We start from the raw sequence: 23,626 nt of genomic DNA, 5'->3' as shown, positions 1-23,626 counted from the left end.
GCCAATGCGAAACCGCGCCTGTCCGCGCGTCGTTCTTCCCATGGGGAAGCGGTTCATTTCACCGATCGGAATGATCAGGAAGATCTGGGAGGAGGGACTGTGGGACGCCTAGTCGTCGTATCCAACCGTGTGGCCGTGCCGAAGCGGGACGACCCCCCGGCGGCGGGTGGCCTCGCGGTTGCCCTCAAGGAGGCCTTCAAGGCCCGCGGCGGCATGTGGTTCGGCTGGAGCGGCCATGTCGTCGGCGAGGAACCCGGCCCGGCCAAGACGGTCCGGCGCTCCGGGGTGGACTACACCGTCTTCGACCTGACGGACGACCAGTACCGCGGCTTCTATGTCGGCCATGCCAACGGCGTTCTCTGGCCGCTCTTCCACTTCCGCCTCGGCCTCCTGACCTACGACCGGCAGCAGGCCGAGGTCTATCGCGACGTGAACCGCGAATTCGCCCGCCGCCTCCTTCCGCATCTGCGCCCGGACGACACGATCTGGGTGCATGACTACCAACTCATCCCCCTCGGTGCCGAATTGCGGGCCATGGGGGCGAAGCAGCGCATCGGCTACTTCCACCACATTCCTTTCCCTCCCTGGGCGCTCTTCTCCGCACTCCCCGATTCCGACCGGCTTCTGCACGACCTGCTGGCCTATGACCTCGTGGGCGTGCAGTCGCGCCGCGACCTCCAGGGCCTGATCGACTGCATGAACCAGGGCACCGGCATGCAGGTGCCGGCCGACGAGACGGTCCGCTTCCGGGGCCGCGAAACACGGCTGCAGGCCCATCCCATCGGCATCGCCACCCGGGAGTTCAACGAGACAGCCGCCCGTGCTGCGCGCGGGTCGGAAACCCGCCGCCTCGTCGCCAGCCTCGGCCACCGTGACCTCGTGATTGGCGTGGAGAGGCTGGACTACACCAAGGGCCTGCCGGAGCGGCTACGCGCCTTTGCCGCCCTGCTGGCGGAATACCCGCAGCATCGCGGCCACGTCACCTATCTCCAGATCGCCGCCAAGTCCCGCGACGACATCGAGAGCTACCGCGACCTGCGGCGGGAGATCGACCGCCTCGCCGGCACGATCAATGGCGACTATGCCGATCCGGACTGGACGCCCGTGCGCTATGTCGCCCGCGCCCTGTCCCGCGACTGCCTCGCCGGCTTCTATCGCGTCTCCAAGGTCGGGCTGGTAACGCCGCTACGCGACGGCATGAACCTCGTCGCCAAGGAATATGTGGCGGCGCAGGACGCGGAGAATCCCGGCGTCCTCGTGCTGTCCCGCTTCGCCGGCGCGGCCGAGAACATGCCGGAGGCCTTGCAGGTCAACCCGCTCGACCCCGTGGGCGTCGCCTCGGCCATCCACAACGCCCTGGAAATGCCCATTGAGGAGCGGCGGGAGCGGCACGCCGCCATGTATCGCAGGCTGGAAACCCAGAATGTCGGCGTCTGGGCCAGGGCCTTCCTGGAGGCGCTGGAAGACCCCGACGCGACGCGGGCCGAACCTCAGCCGGAACCGGATCTCAGGTCGCGGACCCAGTACTCGACCTCCTCGGCGGGCAGTTCGCGCTCCCACCGCGCCAGCACCCGCAGCGAACTCGCCAGTCGTGCCTTGTAGTCCGCCTGCGGCACCTCGACCGCGCCGAAGCGGGCGAGGTGCGAGGTCAGGAACTGTGTATCCAGCAGGGTGAAGCCGCCGCGTCGCAGGCGGATCACCAGATGTACCAGGGCGGTCTTCGAGGCATCCGTCTCGCGGGAGAACATGCTCTCCCCGAAGAAGGCCCCGCCCAGCCTGATACCGTAGAGACCGCCCACCAGCCTCCCGTCCTGCCATGTCTCGATGGAATGCGCATGGCCGAGCCGGTGCAGCTCGTTGAAGAGCGCCTCCACCTCCGCATTGATCCAGGAATCCTCGCGGCCGGGGGCCGGGGCGGCGCAGCCTGCCAGCACCTCGGCGAAGGCCCGGTCCGCCGTCACCGTGAAGCGGCCGGACAGCACCGTACGCGCGAGACGGCGCGGCAGGTGGAAATTCTCCAGCGGCAGGATACCCCGCTGCTCCGGGTCCAGCCAGAAGAGCCGGTTGGATGCCCGGCCCTCCGCCATCGGGAAAAGCCCTGCGGCATAGGCGCGCAGGACAAGGTCAGGGGTGATCGCGATCCCGCGCCGGCTCATCGGCGCCCATCCTGGCACGGTCCGCGCCGCACTGCACCACCTGCCGTGCTTCCCGATTCCGGGAGCCGCCCTCCGGCGCCGTGCCGCCCCGGAAAAGTCCCGGAGCCAGGGCTCCCGGAGCGAGGGGGCGCAAAGGCCCGCCTCCCGGGCGGCACCACGCGCGGCCCGCCCGGAAGCGGAGGGGTCAGGTCCCCTCGACCTCGCGCGCCACGAACTTCTCCAGCCAATGGATCGTGTAGTCGCCGGACTGGAATTCCGGGTCGTCCATGATCTTCTGGTGCAGGGTCAGCGTCGTGTTGATGCCGTCCACCACCGTCTCGTCCAGGGCGCGGCGGGCGCGGGCGATCGCCTCCTGCCGGTTCGCGCCATAGACGATCAGCTTGGCCACCAGGCTGTCGTAATAGGGCGGCACGTTGTAGCCGGCATAGAGCGCGCTATCCATGCGCACCCCCAGCCCGCCCGGCGCGTGGAAGGTCGTGACCCGCCCCGGGCTCGGCGCGAAGGTCAGCGGGTCCTCGGCCGTGATGCGGCACTCGATCGCATGGCCCTGGAAGCGGATGTCCTTCTGCTCATAGCCGAGCTTCTCGCCCGCCGCGATGCGGATCTGCTCCTTCACCAGGTCGATGTTGCAGACCATCTCGGTGACGGGATGCTCGACCTGCAACCGGGTGTTCATCTCGATGAAGGCGAACTGCCCGTCCTGCCACAGGAATTCCAGCGTGCCGGCATTGCGGTAGCCGAGCTGCTTCAGCGCCGCCGTCACCGTGGTGCCCAGGGCTTCCCGGTCGGCGGCGGTCAACACGGGGCTGCCCGCCTCCTCCACCAGCTTCTGGTGGCGCCGCTGCAGCGAGCAGTCGCGCTCGCCCAGATGCACCACATTGCCATGGTTGTCGGCCAGGACCTGCATCTCGATGTGCCGGGGCCGGTCGAGATACTTCTCCATGTACACGGCATCGTCACCGAAGGCCGCCTTGGCCTCGGTGCGCGCCACCTGCCAGGCTTCCTCCAGCTCGTCCGCCGAACGCGCCACCTTCATGCCGCGCCCGCCGCCGCCCGCCGCCGCCTTGATCAGCACCGGGTACAGGATCTGGTCGGCGATCTCGCGTGCCTCGTCGATGGAGGCCAGCGCGCCGGGCGAGCCCGGCACCAGCGGCACGCCCAGGCGCCGCATCGCGTCCTTGGCGGCGATCTTGTCGCCCATCATGCGGATATGTTCCGCGGTCGGGCCGATGAAGGTCAGGCCATGCGCCTCCACCATCTCGGCGAAGCGGGCATTCTCCGACAGGAAGCCATAGCCCGGGTGAATCGCCTCCGCCCCCGTGATGGTGGCCGCCGCCAGGATGTTGGCGACGTTCAGGTAGCTCTCGCGCGGCGAGGGCGGGCCGATGCAGACGCTCTCGTCGGCGAGGCGCACATGCATCGCCGTGGCGTCGGCGGTGGAATGCACCGCCACCGTGCGGATGCCCATCTCCTGGCAGGCGCGGTGGATGCGGAGCGCGATCTCGCCCCGGTTGGCGATCAGGATCTTGCGGAACACGTGGCCGCGTCCTTACTCGATCACCATCAGCGGCTCGCCGAATTCCACCGGGGTCCCGTTCTCGATCAGGATACGGGTCACGGTGCCGGATTTGGTGGCCTTGATCTGGTTGAAGGTCTTCATCGCCTCGATCAGCAGCAGCGTCTGCCCGGCGCTCACGTGCTGGCCCTGGGTGATGAAGGGTGCCGCCCCCGGCTCTGGCGAGAGATAGGCCACGCCCACCATGGGCGAGGTCACCGCATTGGCATGCGACAACGGCGCTTCGGCGGCAGCCGGCGGCGGGGCGGAAACGGGGGCCGGCACGGCCTGCATCGCCGGGGCAGCCATCTGGGTCACCACCGGGGCGGCCACGGTCACCTCTCGGGCCACGCGGATGCGGCTGTCCTTCTCGACCAGCTCGATCTCGGTCAGATCGGTCTGTCGCAGGATCTCGGCGAGTGCCTTGATGGCGTCGGGGGAGAAGGAAAGGCCGCTCATGCGTCGTCGTCCAGTTCGTTCTGTGCGGTCGCCAGCATGTCCGTCATGGCCCGGAGTGCCAGGGCATAGCCCTGGGGTCCCAGCCCGCAGATCACGCCGGTCGCCGCGCGGGAAACGTAGGAGACATGCCGGAACGCCTCCCGCCGGTGGATGTTGGTGAGGTGGACCTCGATCACCGGCAGCCGGACGGCCACGAGGGCATCCAGCAGGGCGATGGAGGTGAAGGAGTAGCCAGCAGGGTTGATCACGATCCCGGATGCCCGCCCGCGGCATTCCTGAACCCAGGACACCAGCTCGCCCTCGCCGTTGGTCTGGCGGAAGTCGATGGCCAGCCCTTCCTGGTCCGCGACCTCGGCGCACAGCGCCTCGATGTCGTCGAGCGTATCGGCCCCGTAGATCTTGGGCTCACGGGTGCCGAGCAGGTTCAGGTTGGGGCCGTTCAGAACGGCGATCAGGGGCGGGGACAAGGTTGTGACCTCTTGAACCGCGCGGGGCTAGCAGGGTGCGAGGGATGGGGCAAGCACGGCCTGCATCTTCGCATATGCGAGAAACCCGCGGAGCCGCCTTCCGGGCTGCATGCGGGGTGCTTGCGTCCCGCCCGGGAGCGCGCCACATCCGACCCATGTCAGAGATCACCTCCGCCACCCGGCCGGACACGATCCGGGTCACGGTCAACGGCGAAGCACGCCACCTTCCGCAAGGAGCCAGCCTGGTCGCGCTGCTGGCCGAGCTGGGCCTCGACACCCGCAAGGTCGCGGTGGAGCGGAACGAGGAGATCGTGCCGCGCTCCACCTATGCCGCGACGCGGCTGGAGGCGGGAGATTCCCTGGAAATCGTGCACTTCATCGGCGGAGGCTGAGGCATATGGACGGTATTCGGACGGCGGATGACAGCTGGGAGGTGGCCGGCCGCCGCTTCCGCTCCCGCCTGATCGTCGGCACCGGCCGCTACAAGTCGCTGGAGGAGACGGCCGAGGCCATCGAGGCCTCCGGCGCCGAGATCGTCACGGTGGCGGTGCGGCGGGTGAACCTGTCCGACCCCGGTGCGCCGATGCTGCAGGATTTCGTGCCTCCCGACCGCTATACCTATCTCCCCAACACCGCCGGCTGCCACACCGCCAAGGATGCCGTCCGCACCCTGCGCCTGGCGCGTGAGGCGGGGGGCTGGAACCTGGTGAAGCTGGAGGTGCTGGGCCCGCCACCCTTCCTCTACCCGGACATGCAGGCGACGCTGGAGGCTGCCGCGGCCCTGATCGCCGACGGGTTCGAGGTCATGGTCTATTGCGCCGACGACCCGGTGGCGGCGAAGCGGCTGGAGGAAATGGGCTGCGTCGCCATCATGCCACTCGGCGCCCCGATCGGCTCCGGCCTGGGCGTGGCCAACCCCTTCATGATCCGCGCCATCAAGGAGCAGGCCAGGGTGCCTGTGCTGGTGGATGCCGGCATCGGCACCGCCTCCGAGGCCGCTTTCGCCCTGGAGCTGGGTTGCGACGCCGTGCTGCTGAACAGCGCCATCGCCCATGCGAAGGACCCGGTTCGCATGGCGCGGGCCATGAAGGCGGCGGTGGAGGCCGGACGCCATGCCTTCCTCGCCGGCCGGATGCCGCGCAACTACGCCGCCGACCCTTCTTCCCCGACCGGTGGCCTGATCCGCTGATCCGTGGCCGGGGGAGGGGCTGCGCCCGTCTCCCGGCTGCCCTCGCGACGCCGCCTTTCTCCCGCCTGGATTGCCTCTGGACGCCCCGATTCCCGGTCGCCCGGAACAGGTTTGCACCAGTCTCGTGACAGACCTGCGATAGGCGCCGGTCCGACCGGAAGACCCCCGGCCAAAACTATGAACGGCCGGTGAATAAGCCGGACGGCCAAGGAAAACATGGGAGGGGTTTCCGGCCCGCTAGCTCGTTCTGCGGAAAAAAAACGGCTGGGGCCGGTTTTGCCACTTGTGCCCTGTGCCCGCCGCCTCTATCTGCCCCTCCAACGCAGTACGCACGTGCCTCTGGCCCTGGGTGGTTACGCAACGACGTCAAGCGTCCTGGCAACCTTTGGTCGCTGGTTCGTTCGACCGTTCGCAACGCTGACAGGGCCGGCCGCCGGAAAGGCGGCTGCCCTGCCGCTTTCTGGGAGGGTGCCGCGATGACCCCCAAGATCGCCCAATTCCTGCGCGACGCCGCGCCGGCCACTCCCTGCCTCGTCCTCGACGTGGATCGGGTGGAGGAGAACTACCGCCGCCTGCAGGCCGCCATGCCGCAGTCCCGGATCTACTACGCGGTGAAGGCCAACCCTGCCGCGCCGATCCTGGACCGCCTGGTCGGCCTGGGCTCCAGCTTCGATGCCGCCTCCTACGAGGAGATCTCGGCCTGTCTCGACGCGGGCGCGGCGCCGGAGTCCATCTCCTACGGCAACACCATCAAGAAGGAATCCGCCATCAAGGCGGCCTTCGACCGCGGCATCCGCATGTTCGCCTTCGATTCCGAGGGGGAGCTGAAGAAGCTCGCCCGCTCGGCCCCCGGCTCCCGCGTCTATTGCCGCATCCTGGTCGGCAATGACGGTGCGGAATGGCCGCTCAGCCGCAAGTTCGGCTGCGAGATCGAGATGGCGAAGGCGCTGATGATCCAGGCCGCCGAGCTCGGCCTCGACCCCTTCGGCCTCTCCTTCCATGTCGGCTCGCAGCAGACCAAGACCACCGCCTACGAGGCGGCGATCGCCAAGGCCGCCATGCTCTTCACCGACCTTCAGGAAGCAGGCGTGAAGGTGCGCATGGTGAACCTCGGCGGCGGCTACCCGGTCCGCTACCGTGCCGAGGTGCCGGAGATCGACACCTTCGGCGCCGCCATCATGGGCGCGATGGCACAGCATTTCGGCAATGCCCTGCCGGATATCGTGATCGAGCCGGGCCGCTTCATCGTCGGCGACGCGGGTGTGGTCTCCGCCGAGGTCGTGCTGGTCTCCCGCAAGGCCGAGGACGACCCGGTCCGCTGGGTCTATCTCGACATCGGCCGCTTCGGCGGCCTGGCCGAGACAGAAGGCGAGTCGATCAAGTACGACTTCCGTACCCCGCATGATGGCGAGGACGAGGGGCCGGTGACGATCGCGGGGCCGACCTGCGACAGCACCGACACCCTTTACGAGAAGTCCAACTACCGCCTGCCGCTGGCCCTCGATGCCGGGGACCGGATCGAGCTGCTGGCCACCGGCGCCTATGTGACGACCTATGCCAGCCAGCGCTTCAACGGCTTCGCGCCGCTGGCTGAGCACTACGTCTGACGCTGGCGGGGGAGGGGCTTCCCTCCCCGGCCCAGGACCCGTGGCCCGGCCTGCCTTTGCGGCAAGCCGGGCTGTTCGTCTTTTCCGAATGTGACAAGCCGGGCTAGGCTGTGGTCATGGACGAGATCGACCGCAATATCCTTATCGCCGTGCAACAGGATGGGGCGGCCGGGCTCGCGGAACTCGCCAAGATCGCCGGCCTGTCCGTTTCCGCCACCGCCGAGCGGGTCAAGCGGCTGGAGGAGCGCCACACCATCCGCGGCTGGCGGGCCGACCTGGACCCGGCCGCGATCGGCTGCCCGCTCCTCGCCTTCGTCTTCGTCGGCATGCGCGCCGGCCGCGACGCCGCCGATTTCCGGGAGGCCGTGCAGGCCCTGGAGCCGGTCCTCGAATGTCATGCGGTGACCGGCGGCTGGTCCTGGCTGCTCAAGCTGCGCCTGCCCGATCTTGCCACCCTGGAGCAGTTCGTGGACCGCGAGATCCGCACGCTTCCCGGCGTGGAGCGGACCGAGACCATCGTGGCCACCGCCACGGCCAAGGAAACCTCCATCCTGCCGGTGGCGGAAGCCGACGAGGACTGACCCTCCCCACCGCCGGCGTTCATGTTCGTCCGGAATGTTTCGCCCTGCGATCTTTTGACGATAATTTGTCCTCATTTCGTCCGAAAGCTGGCGACAGCATTGCAGGGCTGCTAGAACCCCGCAGCATAGACACATTCGCGTCCGAAGTTGTCGGGAGCTCCCTTGGACATGACAGTTCGTCTCGTGGCGGCGGGTTTCGCCGCCCTTGTGGCATTGACGGGCCCCGGCCGGGCGCAGGAGCTGAACCTCGCGGTCGGCGCCCCGGTCACTTCGCTCGACCCCCACTACCATGCGCTGTCGCCGAACTACGCCGTGGCGGACATGCTCTTCGACAGCCTGACCACCTTCGACGCCAAGGGCCGGCTGCAGCCGCGCCTGGCCGAGAGCTGGAAGCCGGTGGCCGAGGATGCCTGGGAGTTCAAGCTGCGCCCCGGGGTGAAGTTCCATAACGGTAACGACTTCACCGCCGAGGACGTGGCCTTCACGCTGGAACGCGTGCCCAACGTCCCCAACAGCCCCTCCTCCTATGCCATCTACACGCGCGGGGTGAAGCGGGTGGAGATCGTCGATCCGCTGACGATCCGCCTGCACACGGACGGCCCCTATCCGCTGCTGGCCACCGACCTCGCCCAGGTCGAGATGCTGGACCGCGAGACGCACCAGGGCGCCGGGACCGAGGATTTCAACAGCCTCAAGGTCGCCATCGGCACCGGTCCCTTCCGCGTCACCGCCTATCGCAACGGCGACCGCATCGTCTACGAACGCAACGACAACTATTTCGGCGAGAAGCCGGCCTGGAAGAAGGTCAACTACCGCATGATCTCGAATGACGGCGCCCGCACCGCGGCGCTGCTTTCGGGCGATGTGGACTTCATCGACCAGGTGCCGACCAGCGACATCGCCAAGCTGTCCAAGGACAGCCGCGTGCGGATGAGCGAGGCGGACGGGCTGCGCCTGATCTTCCTGTTCATGGACCACCTGCACGCCCAGTCGCCGGTCATCACCGACAATGCCGGCAAGGTGCTGGACAAGAACCCGCTCAAGGACCTCAAGGTCCGTCAGGCGCTGTCGATGGCCATCGACCGGCAGGCGATCGCCCAGCGCGTCATGGAGGGCGCCGCCGCCCCGACCGCGCAGTTCCTCTCCATCGGCGCCTTCGGCACGCTCCCTGGCCTGCAACCCGCCAAGGCGGATCCGGAGGGCGCGAAGAAGCTGCTCGCCGGGGCCGGCTATCCGGACGGCTTCCACATCGTGCTGAGCGGCCCCAACGACCGCTACATCAACGACGCCCGCATCATCCAGGCGATCGGCCAGATGTGGGCCCGGATCGGCGTCCGCACCCAGGTCGATGCCCAGCCCTGGGCCGCCTATGTGCAGAAGGCGGCCCGGCGGGAGATCGCGGTCGGCCTCGTCGGCTGGGGCATCTCCTCCGGCGAGGCGACCTCGCCGCTGCGCGCCCTGCTCGCCACCCCGACGCCGGAGAAGGGCTGGGGCACCTCCAACCGGGGCTCCTACAGCAACCCCGCCATGGACGCGAAGCTGGCACAGTCATTGCAAACGCTGGATGACGACAAGCGCGAGCAGCTGCTGCGCGAAGCCAGCCAGATCGCGCTCGACGACGTGGGGATCATCCCGATTCACATCCAGAAGAACATCTGGGCGATGCGCCCCGGACTGGTGCACGAGGCGCGCGCCGACGAGCTGACCCGGGCGCAGGATATCCGCCCCTCTGCCCAATAAATGGGCGGGTCGTGCACCTCCGCACGGAACTTCCAGCCCGGCGGCGTGGTCCATCCGCGCCGTCCGGGACCATGACGAGTTGAATCCATGACCGTTTACCTCCTGCGCCGGCTGATCCAGGCGGCCCTCGTGATGCTGGCGATGTCGGTGATCGTCTTTGTCGGCGTCTATGCCATCGGCGACCCCGTGGAGATCCTGATCAGCCCCGACGCGGACCAGATGGAGCGCGAGCGGGCGATCAAGGCGCTCGGCCTCGATCTGCCGCTCTGGATGCAGTACCTCTCCTTTCTCGGCAACGCCCTGCATGGCGACCTGGGCCGCAGCTTCGTGTTCAACGAGCCCGCCCTGCAACTGATCCTGCAGCGCATGCCCGCGACGCTGGAACTCGCCCTCGGCGCCACCTTCCTGGCGCTGGTCATCGGCATCCCGCTTGGCCTCTATGCCGGGCTGAAGCCGCACTCGCCGATCTCCTCGGGCATCATGGCCGGCTCCATCCTGGGCTTCTCGCTGCCGACCTTCTGGGTCGGGCTGATGCTGATCATGGTCTTCGCCGTGCAGCTCGGCTGGCTGCCCTCCACCGGCCGCGGCCAGACGGCGGAGCTGCTGGGGGTGCAGTGGTCCTTCCTGACCCGGGACGGGCTGGCGCACATGGCCATGCCGGCGCTGAACCTCGCCTTGTTCAAGATATCCCTCGTGGTGCGCCTGACCCGCGCCGGCGTGCGCGAGACCATGCTGATGGACTTCGTGAAGTTCGCGCGCGCCAAGGGCCTGACCAACAGCCGCGTGATCTTCGTGCACGTCTTCAAGAACATCCTGATCCCGGTGATCACCGTGGTCGGGCTGGAGCTCGGCTCCACCATCGCCTTCTCGGTGGTGACGGAAAGCGTCTTCGCCTGGCCGGGTATGGGCAAGCTGATCATCGACAGCATCAACGTGCTCGATCGTCCCGTGATCGTGGCCTATCTCATGATCATCGTCTTCATGTTCATCATCATCAACCTGACCGTGGATCTGATGTATTCCGCGCTTGATCCGCGCGTCCGGCTGGAGGGCAAGGCATGAGCGCCACCGCCGCCAAGCCCGGGGCCACCGCCCCGGCCGCCGCCCCGCCCGCGCCGAAGGTCGAGACCCCCTTCAAGCGCTTCGTCCGCGACTTCGCTGCCTCCAGGCTGGCGATGTTCGGGCTGATCGTCTTCACGATCATCGTGCTGCTGGCCATCCTCGCCCCCTGGATCTCCCCGCAGAACCCCTACGACCTCGCCCAGCTCGACATCATGGACGGAAGGCTGGAGCCCGGCTCGCAGAACGCCGACGGCACCATGACCTACTGGCTCGGCACGGACGACCAGGGCCGCGACATGCTCTCGGGCATCCTCTACGGCCTGCGCATCAGCCTGATCGTGGGCGCCGGCTCGGCCATCTGCGCCGCGCTGGTGGGGGCATCGCTCGGCATGCTCGCCGCCTATGCCGGCGGCCGCACCGACACCTTCATCATGCGGCTGGTGGACCTCCAGCTCTCCTTCCCCTCGATCCTCGCCGCGCTGATGATCCTGGCCTTCCTCGGCAAGGGCGTCATGAACGTGGTGCTGGCGCTGATCATCGTGGAATGGGCCTACTACGCCCGCACCGTGCGCGGCACGGCGCTGGTGGAACGGCGGCGCGAGTATATCGAGGCGGCGCAGTGCCTCGCCCTGCCGACGCACCGCATCATCTTCCGCCACCTGCTGCCGAACTGCCTGCCGCCGCTGATCGTGGTCGGCACCATGCAGGTGGCCCGCGCCATCGCGCTGGAGGCGACGCTGTCCTTCCTCGGCCTCGGCGTGCCCATCACCGAGCCCTCGCTCGGCCTGCTGATCTCCAACGGCTACGAGTACATGCTCTCGGGCAAGTACTGGATCTCCTTCTACCCCGGCATCGCGCTGCTGGTGACCATCGTCTCGATCAACCTCGTGGGCGACCATCTGCGCGACGTGCTGAACCCGAGGCTGCAGAAATGAGCGCCGCCATCCAAGTTCCGGCCACCAGTGCCGCCGCGACGCTGGAGGTCCGCGACCTCCAGACCCACTTCTTCACCCGTGCGGGCGTGATCAAGGCGGTGGACGGCGTCTCCTTCTCCGTCGGCCGCGGCAGGGTGCTGGGCCTCGTGGGCGAGTCCGGCTCCGGCAAGTCGGTCACCGGCTTCTCCATTATGCGCCTGGTCGATCCGCCGGGCCGCGTGGTGGGCGGTCACGTCCTGTTCCAGGGCCGCGACCTCGCCACCATCCCGGAGGAGGAGATGCGGCAGCTTCGCGGCAACCGCATTGCCATGATCTTCCAGGACCCGATGATGACGCTCAATCCGGTTCTGCGCATCGACACCCAGATGATCGAGACGCTACAGGCGCACGAGAAGATCTCGCGCGAGGATGCCCGGCAGCGGGCCCGCGACACGCTGGGCATGGTCGGCATCCCGAGCCCGGACGAGCGCCTGAAATCCTATCCGCACCAGTTCTCCGGCGGGATGCGGCAGCGCGTGGCCATCGCCATCGCCCTGCTGAACCGCCCGGAGCTGATCGTGGCGGACGAGCCCACCACCGCGCTCGACGTCACCATCCAGGGCCAGATCCTGGCCGAGGTGCAGAAGCTCGCCGCCAATACCGGCACCTCGCTGATCTGGATCACGCACGACCTCTCCGTGGTCGCCGGCCTCGCCGACGACTTGGCGGTGATGTATGCCGGCCGCGTCGTCGAATACGGCGATGTGGGGGAGACGCTGGACGCGCCCCTGCACCCCTACACGGTCGGGCTGCTGGGCTCCGTGCCCTCGCGCAACCGACGGGGCGAGCCGCTGCGGCAGATCCCGGGCATGACGCCCTCGCTGCTCAGCCTGCCGCCCGGCTGCCCCTTCCAGGCGCGCTGCCCCCGCGCGGCCGAGAAGTGCCGCGAATATCCGCTCCTGGACGAGAAGCTGCCCAACCGCTGGGCCCGCTGCTTCTTCCCCCATTTCGAACGCGCGGAGGCCGCATGAGCACCACGCTCGCCCGTCCCGACGCGGCTGCCCCGACGGCCCTGGAGACACCCATCATCGAGGTGAAGGGCGTTTCCCGCCGCTTCAGCAAGACCCTCGACTTCGCCGGGCGGATCGCGAAGAAGCTCGGCGCCCCGGTGCGCGAGGAAACCGTCCATGCCGTGGACAAGGTCGATCTCACCATCCGCAAGGGCGAGGTCGTCGGCCTCGTCGGCGAATCCGGCTGCGGCAAGTCCACGCTCGGCCGCATGGTGGCCGGCATCCTGCCGCCCTCGGATGGCGAGATCCTCTGGCGCGGCCGCAACCGCAGCACGCTCTCCGCCAGGGAGGCGCGCGAGGCCAAGCTGCGCGCGCAGATGATCTTCCAGGACCCGATGTCCTCGCTGAACCCGCGCCTGCGGGTCGCCGACATCGTGGGCGAGGCGCCGCTGGTCCATGGCATGACCACACGCTCCGGCCTCGATGCCTATGTGGACGATCAGCTCCGTCGCGCCGGCCTCGACCCGGCCTACAAGCGCCGTTACCCGCACCAGTTCTCCGGCGGCCAGCGCCAGCGCATCGGCATCGCCCGCGCGCTGGCGGTGCAGCCGGAATTCCTGGTCTGCGACGAATCCGTGGCCGCGCTGGACGTCTCGATCCAGGCCCAGGTGCTGAACCTCTTCATGCGCCTGCGGCAGGATCTGGACCTCACCTACCTCTTCATCAGCCACGACCTGGGCGTGGTGGAGCATCTGAGCGACCGGGTCGTGATCATGTATCTCGGCCGGGTGGTGGAGGAGGCGCCGGCCGAGGAGGTCTTCGCCCGCGCCAACCACCCCTATACCCAGTCGCTGCTCGGCGCCGTGCCGCGCATCGAGGCGCGCAAGAAGAGCTTCGCCGTGGTCCAGGGCGAGATTCCCTCGCCGCTGAACCCGCCCAAGGGCTGCCACTTCCACCCGCGCTGCCCGCACGCCTTCGAACGCTGCCGGCTGGAGGTGCCCGCGCTGAAGGAGGTTGCGCCGGGGCATCGTTCGCGCTGCCACCTGAACGACCTTCCGGCGGCGTGACCGGCATGGCATCCCGGCTCCTGCTGGCTCTCGCTGTCCTGGCTCTGGGGGTTCTGCCCCTGGCGGCCTGCCAGCGGCCCGCCAATGACGGCACGACACGTGGCGCCTATGTCGGCGGCGGCGCCGGCTTCAACGCGCGCTGAACCCTGGTGGACGGGCGGGCAGGGGCCTTGCGCTTCCCTCGCCAGCCCGACAGGAACAGGGTCCGGCCAGGCCGCCTTCCGGGGCGCCTGGCCGCCCCCATGAACAGGGTTCCGCCACAGGATTGCGGCCATGCCGCCGGGGGATGCACCGGCGGATGGGCCGGGACCCGACGGACGAGAACCCGAAGGACGAGAGCATGAGCGACGGCAAGACCGGCGGCACCATCCTGGCCGCCGAGAGCGGTTTCCCCCGGGATTTCACGGGCTATGGCCCCAACCCGCCCGATGCGCGCTGGCCCAACGGCGCCCGCGTCGCCCTGTCCTTCGTCCTGAACTACGAGGAAGGCGGCGAGAACACGCCGCTGAACGGTGACCCGATCACCGAGGCCTATCTGCACGAGGTCCCGGGTGGCCAGCCCCGACGCGGCATGCGCGACGAGAGCACGGAAAGCCAGTTCGACTACGGCGCCCGCGTCGGCGTCTGGCGCGTGCTGCGCCTGTTCCGCGAGCGCGGCCTGCGGCTCACCGTCTATGGCGTGGGCCGGGCACTGGAGCTGAACCCCGCCGCCGGCCAGGCCTTCGCCGAGGCCGGGCACGAGATCGCCTGCCACGGCTACCGCTGGATCAACTACGCCGAGGTGGACGAGGCCACGGAGCGCGAGCACATCGCCCGCAACATCGCGGCGGTGCAACAGACCACCGGCACCACCCCGGTCGGCTGGTACACCGGCCGCATCAGCGGCAACACCCGCCGCCTCGTCGCCGAGCATGGCGGCTTCCTCTACGACTCGGATGCCTATGACGACGACCTGCCGCACTACGTGCCGGTGAACGGCAAGCCGCACCTCGTCATCCCCTACACGTTCGACAACAACGACATGAAGTTCGCGGTGCCGCCCGGCTTCGGCACCACCGACGCCTTCACCGCCTATCTGAAGGACTCGCTGGATTTCCTGCGGGAAGAAGGCCGGACCACGCCGCGCATGATGAGCGTCGGCCTGCATTGCCGCCTCGTCGGCCGCCCCGGCCGCGCCGCCGCCCTGGCGCGCTTCCTGGACCACGTCGTGGCCTGTCCCGATGTCTGGGTCTGCACCCGCGCCGAGATCGCCCGGCACTGGTGGAAGGAACACCCGCCGGCCTGAGCCGCGCGGGAATGGCTGGCGCCCTATCCGGGCGCCAGCCGCATCCGGAAGGCCTCCAGCCGGAAACCCTGGGCCTGGAGCAGCGCGAGCATCCCGTCCGACCCCGCCAGATGCGCCGCGCCCACCACCGCCACCACGGGCAGGGCCGTGGCCGCCTCGGCCAGCCGCGCCGCCATCCGCCGGCTGCGGGCGCTGATCACGATGCGGTCGAAGGCCGCACGTCCGGCCTCGTTCCCACCCATGGCCGCCACGGTCAGGCGCCGGACCTCGTTCAGGTCGCCATCCTCATAGGCGCGCTGCAGCGCCCGGTCCTCCGCCGCCACGCTCGCGGGATCGGCCAGCGCCCGGCGCAGCGCGCCCAGATAGACCGCCTCCGGCACGGCATCCGCCGCCGCCATGCTCTCCCCCACGCTTTCCAGTGCCCCGGTGCGCAGGCCCATCGCCCGGGCCGCGCCGCTCAGCCAGTCCTCCGGCGAACGGCCCGCCCGGCCGGCGCCGGGGGCGGGGCAGGCTTCCCGGGCGACGGACAGCAGCAGGATCGGTCGCAGCCGCGCCACCCCCTCCTCCAGCCCCCGGCAGGCCGCGTTGCGCCGCAAGGCCGCCCATTCCGCCGGGCTCAGCGCCGCCAGCGCGGGCCAGTCCCCTTCCGGCCGGAACAGCTCGTCGCCCGCCTCCTCGCCGGGGGCATAGCCGCTCTCGGTCAGCACCAGCCGTACCCCGGCCAGGAGCCGCTCCACCGGCAGCCGTGGCAGCCTCGGGTCCGGGGCGTGCGAACTGGGCAGGACAAAGCTCACCGGCCCCTGCGGGGTTCCGGCACGATCCGGAGCGCCTCCCGGGCTGCCTCCCAGGGGCATCATGCGGAAGGCCAGCAGCCCCGTCTCCGCCGTCTTCCCGTCCGGCGCCCCGGCCCGGACCGTCCCCAGGCGGGAGGACCCGGCCAGCAGCGCCAGCGCCGCCCCGGCCTGCCACAGGCCGCGCCGGTCAGCTCGCATCGGCCAGCCTCGCCAGGATGCGGTCCGCCAGCCTGGCGTAGTCCTCGTCGAAATGATGCCCGCCGGCGGTGCGGATCACCTGGGCCTTCTTCGGGTCGAGCAGCAGGCAGCCTGTCTCGTCCGCCTCCTCCTCTCCATAGACGCACTGGACCTTGGTCTGGTCCATCCGCGCCATCTCCGGCCCGATCGGGATCTCGTCGGAACCGCCCATGCCGATGAACCCCGAGGCGGTCACCTCGTAATCGACGTCCTTGGAGGTGGAGAGCAGGGAGATCAGCGCCACCTTCTCCTGCGTTTCGGGCGGCAGGCGGTTATAGGCGGAGGGCATCACATCGGCCCCGAAGGAGAAGCCGATCAGCACCACGCGCGGCAGGTTCCACAGCTCGGAATAGGTGCGGATCGCCTTGTCGAGATCCTGCGCCACCTCCTCCGCCTTCCGGTGCTTCCAGAAGTAGTTCAGCGCATCCCAGCCCAACACGGACATGCCGCGGCTCTGCAGGATCTCGCCGAGCTGCTGGTCCAGGTCCGCCCAGCCGCCATCGCCGGAGATGATCAGGGCGAAGCTGTCGAAGCGCACCGGATCGGCCGGGATCTCCACCAGATACGGGAAGTGGTCCCGCGTCCCCGGCGACTGGGCCTCGCCGGCCAGGAGGCAGCCCGCCAGCACCGACAGCACCAGCGCCCGCCGCTGCACCGGGTCACGCGTCACGCCACGCCGTCTCATTTGCCCACCACTCCGCGCAAGCCGCCCGCCTGAAGCGCCGCCACATCGGCCAGCACGACCCAGGGGTCGAGCCCCCCGGCCGCGCAGAGGTAGCGCGGCTCCCAGACCGGGTCGAACTTCTCCTTGAAGGCGCGCAGGCCACGGAAATTGTAGAACCGCTCGCCCCGCCGGAAGACCCAGCCGCCGAGCCGGTGCCAGAGCGGCGCCAGCCGGTGCGCGGCCAGGCCAGACAGCGGCGCCATGCCCAGGTCGAAGTTCCGGTAGCCCAGCTCCTTGGCGCGCAGCAGGAGCCGTATGAACAGGAAGTCCATGGTGCCGCCCGGCGCGTCCGGCAGGTGCCGCATCAGGTCCACCGAGGCCTCCGCCCGGGTCACCGGCGTTTCAGACAGGGTGGCGAAGGCCACCATCCGCCCCGTGCCGTCCCGCACCACCGCCACCGGCTGGGCGCAGACGTAGTGCGGCACGAAGGCCCCGAGGGAGAAGGCCTTCTCCCGCGTCTCGTGCGATGCCAGCCAGGCATCCGACACGACGCGAAGCTCCGGCAGCAGGGCAGGGACCTCTGCCGGCGGCAGCACGGTGAGCGTCATGCCGTCCCGTTCCGCCCGGTTCAGTGCGTTCCGGAGATTGGCCCGCGCCCGTCCCTTGAGGTCGAAGCGCGACAGCTCCACCCGCGCCGCCTCACCCAGCTTGATCGGGCGGAAGCCGGCATCGAGATAGAGCGGCAGGCTGTCCGCCTTCACCTGGTAGAAGGCCGCCCGCGCGCCCTGGGCGTCCGCCGCCTCCACGAAGCTCCAGATCAGGTCCGGCCAGCGGGCGCGCGGCCCGATCGGGTCGAAGAGCGCGATCCAGGAACGCCCGCGCTGCCCGTACATCACGAAGGCATCGCCAGCCTCCGAGAAGAGCAGCGACTTGTCGCCCATCCGCACCAGCTGTGCGTCGGCGCGGTCCTGGGCATCGGCGATCTCCGCCGCCCGCTCCAGCATCGCCGGGCTCGGCTCCTCCTGCCGCCCCTGGGCATGGCGCAGCAGGCTCCAGAGCCCCACCGCGCCCAGCCCCATGGCCGCCGCCAGGGTCACGCGCAGCCCACGCGGCGCGTCCTCGTCGAACTCGAAGCGCCACCAGAGCTCGTTGGAATAGGGCACGTCCCGGTTGGCGAAGAAGAGCAGCCAGACCGCCGCCGCCACCACGCAGCCCACGGCGACCAGCCAGCGCAGGGTGAAGGGTTGGGCGAAGAGCCGGGTGCGCCGGTCGAAGCGGTGCCGCGTCGCCAGCAGCGCCAGCAGCAGCAGCAGCAGCGAGCCCATCTCCAGGAGCCCGCCGCCGCGCGCGGCCGAGAGCACCAGCCCGCCGATGGCGCAGAGCGTGGTGACCCACCAGGCGGCGTCCAGCCGGTGCACCAGCCGGTCCGCGACCAGCAGCAGCACCAGCCCCGCGACGCTGGAGATCAGGTGCGAGGCCTCGAAGAGCAGCCCCGGCAGGGCAGGGGCCAGCATCCCCGGCCCGTCCTCGCCGCTGGGCGCCACGCCGCCGATCAGCAGCGCCGCCCCGGCGATGAAGGCCAGCGCCCCCAGGAAGCGCGGCGCCAGCCGCGTCGCCGCCCGCACCGGGCGGGACCGTCCGGCCAGGCTGGCGCCCCGCCGCGCCTCCGGCAGCACCAGCAGCGCCACCGCCAGGGCCAGGGGCAGCACGTAGTAGACGATGCGATAGAGCAGCAGCGCCGCCGCGACCTCGTCCAGCGAGACGGGCGAGTCGCGGAAGGCCAGCAGCACCACCGCCTCGAAGACGCCGATGCCGCCGGGCAGGTGGCTGATCAGCGCCAGGGCCAGCGCGATGGCATAGATCGGCAGGAAGGTGGACAGGCCCACCGCCCCTTCCGGCAGCAGGACCCAGAGCACCGTGGCCGCGGCGCAGACATCCACCACCGAGACGGCCATCTGCGCCAGGGCCAGCCGCGCCGAGGGCAGGCGTAGCGCGAAGCGGCCGAGGGAGAGCGTGTCGCCCCGCGCGCAAAGGCCCAGGAACCCGGCCAGGGCCAGCAGCGCCGCCCATCCGATGCCGCGCAGCAGCCCGGCCGAGGTGCCCAGCCAGGCCGCCACATGGCCCGCGCCCGCGATCAGCCCCGCCGCCCCCACGGCCACCACGCCCAGCCCGAAGGAGACGCCGATGAAGCCGATGACGCGCGTGATCTGCGAGGGCCGCAGCCCGGCCGCGGTATAGATCCGCCAGCGCACCGCGCCGCCGGTGAAGGCGCCGACGCCCACCGTGTTGCTCAGCGCGAAGCCTGTGAAGGAGGCCAGCGCCGCCACGCGCAGCGGCACCGGCGTGCCGGGCGCGCCATAGCGCAGTGCCGCGCGGTCATAGCCCACCATGCTGGCATAGCTGACCGCCGTGGCGAGGAGGGCGGCCGCCAGCACGCCCGGCCGTGCGCCCGACAGCGCCTCCACCACGGCATCGTAGTCCAGCTCGGCCGAAAGGCTTCGCACCGCGAGGATGACCAGAACCGCCAGGGCCAGGAAGACTGCGCCGAGCAGCCAGTTCCGGGCCCTGGCCAGCCGCCGCCCCCAGGCGGAGCCGGGCGAGGCCGGAGCCAGGGCGGGCGCCGTCGCATCCGGCACCACGGCCGCCTCGTCGTCCGGAATCTTTCCCCGGGCCAAGCCCCCGGACAAGGCCCCCGGGGCACCGCCGCTGCCGGCGCCCGGAGGCGCATCCCGCCCGGCGGTATCGCCTGCCGGCGGGGCCTGCGGCTCCCGACCGGGCTGATCCGTCATGGGACCATCATTCCCGGCCTCGCCCCCGTCTTTCCGGTGCTGCGCCAGATCCCCGATTCCCGCCTTGCTTCGCATCGCACTCCTGGTCCGGCCAGGCCTGCCGGGGGCCGGGCCGAGTTCTCATCCCCGCGAATCATGGACTTCGCCCGTCACGGTCCGTCCGCGTATGGCGCCCCGGTATCCTTCCGGCAGCCATGCTCCGTTGCCCGGGCTGGTCCCCCTCCTTCCCCCGGGACGGATCCCGCTTCCCTCGCGCGGCTGCATGGCCCTCGGCCTTTCCCATCGCAAGGGCGCCTGCCCCATAGCGGACAACGCCACACCAAAGTTTTCCGCCCCCATGACAACACCGGATGCCCAGTCCGGGCGGAACCGGCGGTCCGCTCCGGCGCGGACAGAAGCCGCAAGGGAAGTGGTTGTCCAGCCCGGCAAGTGCTGCTAACGCTGGCGTCATGACCGCGCGCGGCCACATCGCTGCCTTTTCCGTGGGCCTTCCGGCCTGCGATGGCGCGCGCCTCCTTCTCCTTCGACTTACCGGCCCCTGGGCGTAACCCCGGCGGGACACCGCCGGCCGCGTTCAGGGGATCTCCCCTCGGGTTCATTCCCGGGGATCAGGGGCCGGTGCGACGCGCGAGATGCCGCGTCCCGGCCCACCCGCCACCGGAAACCACGCCCCGGCGGCGGCCCAGCCACGGTAGAACAGTCGAGAATCTCCCGATGTCCATCACCCATCCCTCCTTCGGCACCATCCCGGGCGAACGGGTCATCATCTTCGACACCACGCTGCGCGACGGCGAGCAGTCCCCCGGCTTCTCCATGAACCTGGAGGAGAAGCTGCGCATGGCGGACGCCCTGGCCGAGCTGGGCGCCGACGTGCTGGAGGCAGGCTTCCCCATCGCCTCGCCCGGCGACTTCGACAGCGTGAAGTCCATCGCCGACCGCTTCGCGAAGTCCGGCCCCGTGATCTGCGGCCTGTCCCGCTCCGCGCCCAAGGACATCCTGCGCGCTGCCGAGGCGGTGAAGACCGCCGCCCGCCCGCGCATCCACACCTTCATCTCCACCTCCGAGCTGCACATGCGCGCCAAGCTGCGCATGACGCAGGAGCAGGTGCTGGAGGCCGTTGCTGCCTCCGTCACCCTGGCCCGCCAGCACGTGGCCGATGTGGAATGGTCCGCCGAGGATGGCAGCCGCACCGAGGACGACTTCCTGTGCCGCTGCGTCGAGGCCGCGATCCGGGCCGGCGCCACCACCATCAACATCCCCGACACGGTCGGCTATGCGGTGCCCGAGGACATGGCCCGCATCTTCACCATGCTGCGGGAGCGCGTGCCGGGCGCCGACACGGTGATCTTCTCCACCCACAACCACAATGACCTGGGCCTGGCCGTGGCGAACACCCTGGCCGCCATCCAGGCCGGGGCGCGGCAGGTGGAGTGCACCATCAACGGCATCGGCGAGCGCGCGGGCAATGCCAGCCTGGAGGAGGTCGCCATGGCGATCCGCACCCGGCAGAACGCCCTGAACAAGGTCACCGGCATCAACACGTCGAACATCCTCAAGACCTCGCGCCTGCTGGCCACCATCACGGGCTTCGACGTGCAGCCCAACAAGGCCATCGTCGGCCGCAACGCCTTCGCGCATGAATCCGGCATCCACCAGGACGGCATGCTGAAGGACCGCGGCACCTACGAGATCATGACGCCGGAAAGCGTCGGCTGGACCAACTCCTCCCTGGTCATGGGCAAGCATTCCGGCCGCGCCGCTTTCCGCGACAAGCTGAAGGCCCTGGGCTACGAGGTCGGCGACAACCAGCTCAACGACGCCTTCGCCCGCTTCAAGGAAATCGCTGACCGCAAGAAGGTCGTCTATGACGAGGACATCGTCGCGCTGGTGGACGACCAGATCCTGCGCACCCATGACCGCATCAAGCTGACCGCGCTGACCGTCACCGCCGGCCTGCACACCCATCCCATGGCGACGCTGAAGCTGGAGGTGGATGGCGAGGCGCATGAGGGCATGGCGGTCGGCGACGGCGCGGTGGACGCCACCTTCAATGCCATCCGCGCCGCCTTCCCGCACGAGGTGGGCCTGCGCCTCTTCGCCGTGCAGTCCGTCACCGGCGGCACCGATGCCCAGGCCCGCGTCACCGTGCGGCTGGAGGAAGGCGGCAAGCTGGTGGACGGGCAGGGCTCCGACACCGACACCATCGTCGCCTCCGCCCGCGCCTATATCCACGCGCTGAACAAGCTGCTGGTGAAGCGCGAGCGCACCGCTCCGGCAGCGATGACGGCCTGACCGGCGGCGCGCGGGCGGAGCGATCCGCCCGTGACGCCCTTTTCATCTCGGGGGGGGCTGTCCGGTCCGACATGGGTGCGGCCGGACCCCTCTGCCCCCTGGCTGCACTCGCCAGCGGGACGGTTCCGGCCGTTGAACCGCAACCGGTTCCTTCCGCATGCCAGGAAGCAGAAACGACAAAGGCACTGCCTCCGGCCGTTGGGCCGGAGGCAGTGCCTTTCTGAACGGAAGCCTGGGTTGTGGCGTTTACCTACCGCCAGACCGGCCGGCCGAGATTGACGTCGTTGCCACTGGTCGCGGCACCGCCGATCGCACCCGCGCCCGCGCCGATCAGCGCACCGGTCCCCGCATTACCGGACAGTGACCCGATGCCCGCACCAGCCAAGCCGCCCAGCGCACCACCGGACAGCGCCCTGTCTCCCGTGCTGTAGCCGCAGGCTCCCAGGGTCAGTCCCGCCAGGGCCAGGACGGTGAGGGTGGACTTACGCATGGCTTCGCTCCATCGTTGCATTCTTGCAGCCAAATCCCTGTTTGGCTTTCCGGCCCGGTAACGTGCCGCACAGTGCGCGGTTGCATTTTCGAGACACGCCGAGACGCCCTGCCATGCCGGCAATGGGTGCGACAAGGGCTTGAGCCTGGGCGCCAGGGGGGTTAGTCAGGCGCGCTTCCCCGCTACCCCCTTCCTTACGCACGAGGCGTCAAGCGCATGTTCTCCCGCATGTTCGGCTTCCTTTCGGCCGACATGGCCATCGATCTTGGGACCGCCAATACCCTCGTCTACGTGAAGGGCCGCGGCATCGTTCTGAACGAGCCCTCCGTGGTGGCCATCGCCGATCTCCGTGGCCGCAAGCAGGTCCTCGCCGTGGGCGAGGAAGCCAAGCACATGCTCGGCCGTACCCCCGGCAACATCGCCGCCATCCGCCCGATGCGCGACGGCGTGATCGCGGATTTCGAGGTGGCGGAGGAGATGATCAAGCACTTCATCCGCAAGGTGCACAACCGCCGCTCCTTTGCCTCGCCGATGATCGTGATCTGCGTGCCCTCCGGCTCCACCGCCGTCGAGCGGCGCGCGATCCAGGAGAGCGCCGAGAGCGCCGGCGCCCGCAAGGTGCTGCTGATCGAGGAGCCGATGGCGGCCGCCATCGGCGCCGGCCTGCCGGTGACCGAGCCTTCCGGCTCCATGGTCGTGGATGTCGGCGGCGGCACCACCGAGGTCGCGGTGATCTCGCTGGGCGGCATCGTCTATGCCCGTTCCGTCCGCGTCGGCGGCGACAAGATGGATGAGGCCGTGATCAGCTACATCCGCCGCCAGTTCAACCTGCTGATCGGCGAAAGCACGGCCGAGCGCATCAAGATGGCCATCGGCGCCGCCGCCGTGCCCGATTACGGCGAGGAAGGCCCGGTCATCGAGGTCCGCGGCCGCGACCTGATGAACGGCGTGCCGCGCGAGGTCTGGGTCAGCCAGCGCCAGATCTCCGAGAGCCTGAGCGAGCCGGTGACCGCGATCGTCGAGGCGGTGAAGGTCGCCCTGGAGAACACGCCGCCGGAACTGGCCGCCGACATCGTGGACAAGGGCATCGTCCTCACCGGCGGTGGCGCCCTGCTGTACCGGCTGGACCAGGTGCTGCGCGATGCGACCGGCCTGCCCGTTTCCGTGGCGGACGAGGCCCTGTCCTGCGTCGCGCTCGGCACCGGCCGGGCCCTTGAGGAAATGAAGCGGCTTCGCCACGTCCTGTCCTCGATGTATTGAGGACTCCC

The 23,626-nt window shown here is 69.7% G+C and carries 22 protein-coding genes; 14 read left to right on the top strand and 8 right to left on the bottom strand.

Translation table 11 applies throughout. From position 1 onward, the window contains the following. Window positions 1–99: 99 nt before the first annotated feature. Window positions 100–1,602: an alpha,alpha-trehalose-phosphate synthase (UDP-forming) gene (locus BT98_RS23150; RefSeq protein ID WP_081798527.1), complete on the top strand. Its 1,503-nt coding sequence runs from the start codon at window positions 100–102 to the stop codon at window positions 1,600–1,602. Here the strand turns inward: BT98_RS23150 and aat are convergent. The 4 genes from aat to aroQ form a co-directional block, all read right to left on the bottom strand. After that, window positions 1,491–2,156, bottom strand: a complete 666-nt coding sequence (aat, locus tag BT98_RS0103820; protein ID WP_019461592.1) for a leucyl/phenylalanyl-tRNA--protein transferase — start codon at window positions 2,154–2,156, stop codon at window positions 1,491–1,493. The two genes, BT98_RS23150 and aat, sit on opposite strands and share 112 nt — an antisense overlap. A gap of 184 nt (window positions 2,157–2,340) precedes the next feature. Further along, window positions 2,341–3,693, bottom strand: a complete 1,353-nt coding sequence (gene accC / locus BT98_RS0103815; protein ID WP_019461591.1) for an acetyl-CoA carboxylase biotin carboxylase subunit — start codon at window positions 3,691–3,693, stop codon at window positions 2,341–2,343. Window positions 3,694–3,705: 12 nt separating this feature from the next. Then, on the bottom strand, window positions 3,706–4,170 hold the full coding sequence (accB, locus tag BT98_RS0103810; protein WP_019461590.1) for an acetyl-CoA carboxylase biotin carboxyl carrier protein: 465 nt from the start codon (window positions 4,168–4,170) through the stop codon (window positions 3,706–3,708). Next, entirely contained in the window at window positions 4,167–4,637 is a 471-nt protein-coding gene (aroQ, locus tag BT98_RS0103805; protein ID WP_019461589.1) for a type II 3-dehydroquinate dehydratase, read from the bottom strand. Before aroQ ends, accB begins: the two co-directional genes overlap by 4 nt. 155 nt (window positions 4,638–4,792) lie before the next feature. On the opposite strand from aroQ, the gene thiS reads away from it, so the two are divergent. The 11 genes from thiS to puuE all read left to right on the top strand — a co-directional run bounded on the left by thiS (window position 4,793) and on the right by puuE (window position 15,092). Continuing rightward, on the top strand, window positions 4,793–5,029 hold the full coding sequence (gene thiS / locus BT98_RS28585) for a sulfur carrier protein ThiS (RefSeq protein ID WP_019461588.1): 237 nt from the start codon (window positions 4,793–4,795) through the stop codon (window positions 5,027–5,029). Between the two features lie 5 nt (window positions 5,030–5,034). Continuing rightward, the gene (locus BT98_RS0103795) at window positions 5,035–5,826 is read left to right on the top strand and encodes a thiazole synthase (RefSeq protein ID WP_019461587.1); all 792 of its coding nucleotides are present in this window, start codon (window positions 5,035–5,037) and stop codon (window positions 5,824–5,826) included. Between the two features lie 476 nt (window positions 5,827–6,302). Then, window positions 6,303–7,433, top strand: a complete 1,131-nt coding sequence (locus BT98_RS0103790) for a type III PLP-dependent enzyme (RefSeq protein ID WP_019461586.1) — start codon at window positions 6,303–6,305, stop codon at window positions 7,431–7,433. Window positions 7,434–7,549: 116 nt separating this feature from the next. Next, on the top strand, window positions 7,550–8,014 hold the full coding sequence (locus BT98_RS0103785; protein ID WP_019461585.1) for an Lrp/AsnC family transcriptional regulator: 465 nt from the start codon (window positions 7,550–7,552) through the stop codon (window positions 8,012–8,014). Window positions 8,015–8,182: 168 nt separating this feature from the next. Continuing rightward, a complete protein-coding gene (locus tag BT98_RS0103780; RefSeq protein WP_037249768.1) occupies window positions 8,183–9,754 on the top strand; it encodes an ABC transporter substrate-binding protein in 1,572 nt (523 codons plus the stop codon). A gap of 87 nt (window positions 9,755–9,841) precedes the next feature. Beyond that, complete coding sequence (locus BT98_RS0103775; RefSeq protein ID WP_019461583.1) at window positions 9,842–10,816, top strand: ABC transporter permease; 975 nt, start codon at window positions 9,842–9,844, stop codon at window positions 10,814–10,816. Continuing rightward, the gene (locus BT98_RS0103770; protein ID WP_019461582.1) at window positions 10,813–11,751 is read left to right on the top strand and encodes an ABC transporter permease; all 939 of its coding nucleotides are present in this window, start codon (window positions 10,813–10,815) and stop codon (window positions 11,749–11,751) included. Before BT98_RS0103775 ends, BT98_RS0103770 begins: the two co-directional genes overlap by 4 nt. Further along, the gene (locus BT98_RS0103765; protein WP_019461581.1) at window positions 11,748–12,761 is read left to right on the top strand and encodes an ABC transporter ATP-binding protein; all 1,014 of its coding nucleotides are present in this window, start codon (window positions 11,748–11,750) and stop codon (window positions 12,759–12,761) included. Before BT98_RS0103770 ends, BT98_RS0103765 begins: the two co-directional genes overlap by 4 nt. After that, complete coding sequence (locus BT98_RS0103760) at window positions 12,758–13,807, top strand: ABC transporter ATP-binding protein (protein WP_019461580.1); 1,050 nt, start codon at window positions 12,758–12,760, stop codon at window positions 13,805–13,807. The genes BT98_RS0103765 and BT98_RS0103760 overlap by 4 nt, the downstream gene beginning before the upstream one ends. 5 nt (window positions 13,808–13,812) lie before the next feature. Continuing rightward, a complete protein-coding gene (locus tag BT98_RS27120) occupies window positions 13,813–13,950 on the top strand; it encodes a hypothetical protein (protein ID WP_155985195.1) in 138 nt (45 codons plus the stop codon). Window positions 13,951–14,147: 197 nt separating this feature from the next. Further along, window positions 14,148–15,092 carry an allantoinase PuuE gene (puuE, locus tag BT98_RS0103750; protein WP_051004872.1) on the top strand — a complete coding sequence of 315 codons (945 nt, stop codon included), beginning with the start codon at window positions 14,148–14,150 and terminating at the stop codon, window positions 15,090–15,092. A 23-nt stretch (window positions 15,093–15,115) separates the two neighbouring features. On the opposite strand, the gene BT98_RS0103745 is transcribed toward puuE, so the two are convergent. Genes BT98_RS0103745 through mprF form a run of 3 tightly spaced genes read right to left on the bottom strand, consistent with a single transcriptional unit; the run spans window position 15,116 to window position 19,423 of the window. Beyond that, entirely contained in the window at window positions 15,116–16,084 is a 969-nt protein-coding gene (locus BT98_RS0103745) for a TraB/GumN family protein (protein WP_019461577.1), read from the bottom strand. Then, window positions 16,074–16,793 carry a virulence factor family protein gene (locus BT98_RS0103740; protein ID WP_019461576.1) on the bottom strand — a complete coding sequence of 240 codons (720 nt, stop codon included), beginning with the start codon at window positions 16,791–16,793 and terminating at the stop codon, window positions 16,074–16,076. Before BT98_RS0103740 ends, BT98_RS0103745 begins: the two co-directional genes overlap by 11 nt. A gap of 11 nt (window positions 16,794–16,804) precedes the next feature. Continuing rightward, the gene (gene mprF, locus BT98_RS0103735) at window positions 16,805–19,423 is read right to left on the bottom strand and encodes a bifunctional lysylphosphatidylglycerol flippase/synthetase MprF (RefSeq protein ID WP_237719379.1); all 2,619 of its coding nucleotides are present in this window, start codon (window positions 19,421–19,423) and stop codon (window positions 16,805–16,807) included. An 867-nt stretch (window positions 19,424–20,290) separates the two neighbouring features. On the opposite strand from mprF, the gene BT98_RS0103730 reads away from it, so the two are divergent. Further along, on the top strand, window positions 20,291–21,868 hold the full coding sequence (locus BT98_RS0103730; protein ID WP_019461574.1) for a 2-isopropylmalate synthase: 1,578 nt from the start codon (window positions 20,291–20,293) through the stop codon (window positions 21,866–21,868). 250 nt (window positions 21,869–22,118) lie between these two features. Here BT98_RS0103730 and BT98_RS26480 read toward each other — a convergent pair whose 3' ends face one another. Next, the gene (locus BT98_RS26480; RefSeq protein WP_019461573.1) at window positions 22,119–22,358 is read right to left on the bottom strand and encodes a YMGG-like glycine zipper-containing protein; all 240 of its coding nucleotides are present in this window, start codon (window positions 22,356–22,358) and stop codon (window positions 22,119–22,121) included. Between the two features lie 216 nt (window positions 22,359–22,574). Here BT98_RS26480 and BT98_RS0103725 point away from each other — a divergent pair, with 216 nt between their 5' ends. Beyond that, window positions 22,575–23,618: a rod shape-determining protein gene (locus BT98_RS0103725; RefSeq protein WP_019461572.1), complete on the top strand. Its 1,044-nt coding sequence runs from the start codon at window positions 22,575–22,577 to the stop codon at window positions 23,616–23,618. The last annotated feature ends 8 nt before the right edge of the window (window positions 23,619–23,626 follow it).

The sequence above is a fragment of the Roseomonas mucosa ATCC BAA-692 genome, from assembly GCF_000622225.1.
Taxonomy (GTDB): domain Bacteria; phylum Pseudomonadota; class Alphaproteobacteria; order Acetobacterales; family Acetobacteraceae; genus Roseomonas; species Roseomonas mucosa.
Note: the sequence above shows the minus strand (reverse complement) of the source record. Positions and strands in the feature narration are given on the sequence as shown.

Excerpts from the sequence above, each read along its gene's own strand:
- thiS (WP_019461588.1), top strand. The coding sequence starts at position 4,793 with ATGTCAGAGATCACCTCCGCCACCCGGCCGGACACGATCCGGGTCACG.
- puuE (WP_051004872.1), top strand. The coding sequence starts at position 14,148 with ATGAGCGACGGCAAGACCGGCGGCACCATCCTGGCCGCCGAGAGCGGT.
- BT98_RS0103760 (WP_019461580.1), top strand. The coding sequence starts at position 12,758 with ATGAGCACCACGCTCGCCCGTCCCGACGCGGCTGCCCCGACGGCCCTG.
- aat (WP_019461592.1), bottom strand. The coding sequence starts at position 2,156 with ATGAGCCGGCGCGGGATCGCGATCACCCCTGACCTTGTCCTGCGCGCC.
- BT98_RS0103765 (WP_019461581.1), top strand. The coding sequence starts at position 11,748 with ATGAGCGCCGCCATCCAAGTTCCGGCCACCAGTGCCGCCGCGACGCTG.
- BT98_RS27120 (WP_155985195.1), top strand. The coding sequence starts at position 13,813 with ATGGCATCCCGGCTCCTGCTGGCTCTCGCTGTCCTGGCTCTGGGGGTT.
- accB (WP_019461590.1), bottom strand. The coding sequence starts at position 4,170 with ATGAGCGGCCTTTCCTTCTCCCCCGACGCCATCAAGGCACTCGCCGAG.
- BT98_RS0103795 (WP_019461587.1), top strand. The coding sequence starts at position 5,035 with ATGGACGGTATTCGGACGGCGGATGACAGCTGGGAGGTGGCCGGCCGC.
- BT98_RS0103745 (WP_019461577.1), bottom strand. The coding sequence starts at position 16,084 with ATGCGAGCTGACCGGCGCGGCCTGTGGCAGGCCGGGGCGGCGCTGGCG.
- BT98_RS0103780 (WP_037249768.1), top strand. The coding sequence starts at position 8,183 with ATGACAGTTCGTCTCGTGGCGGCGGGTTTCGCCGCCCTTGTGGCATTG.
- BT98_RS0103770 (WP_019461582.1), top strand. The coding sequence starts at position 10,813 with ATGAGCGCCACCGCCGCCAAGCCCGGGGCCACCGCCCCGGCCGCCGCC.
- BT98_RS26480 (WP_019461573.1), bottom strand. The coding sequence starts at position 22,358 with ATGCGTAAGTCCACCCTCACCGTCCTGGCCCTGGCGGGACTGACCCTG.
- BT98_RS0103785 (WP_019461585.1), top strand. The coding sequence starts at position 7,550 with ATGGACGAGATCGACCGCAATATCCTTATCGCCGTGCAACAGGATGGG.
- BT98_RS0103790 (WP_019461586.1), top strand. The coding sequence starts at position 6,303 with ATGACCCCCAAGATCGCCCAATTCCTGCGCGACGCCGCGCCGGCCACT.
- BT98_RS0103730 (WP_019461574.1), top strand. The coding sequence starts at position 20,291 with ATGTCCATCACCCATCCCTCCTTCGGCACCATCCCGGGCGAACGGGTC.
- BT98_RS0103725 (WP_019461572.1), top strand. The coding sequence starts at position 22,575 with ATGTTCTCCCGCATGTTCGGCTTCCTTTCGGCCGACATGGCCATCGAT.
- BT98_RS0103775 (WP_019461583.1), top strand. The coding sequence starts at position 9,842 with ATGACCGTTTACCTCCTGCGCCGGCTGATCCAGGCGGCCCTCGTGATG.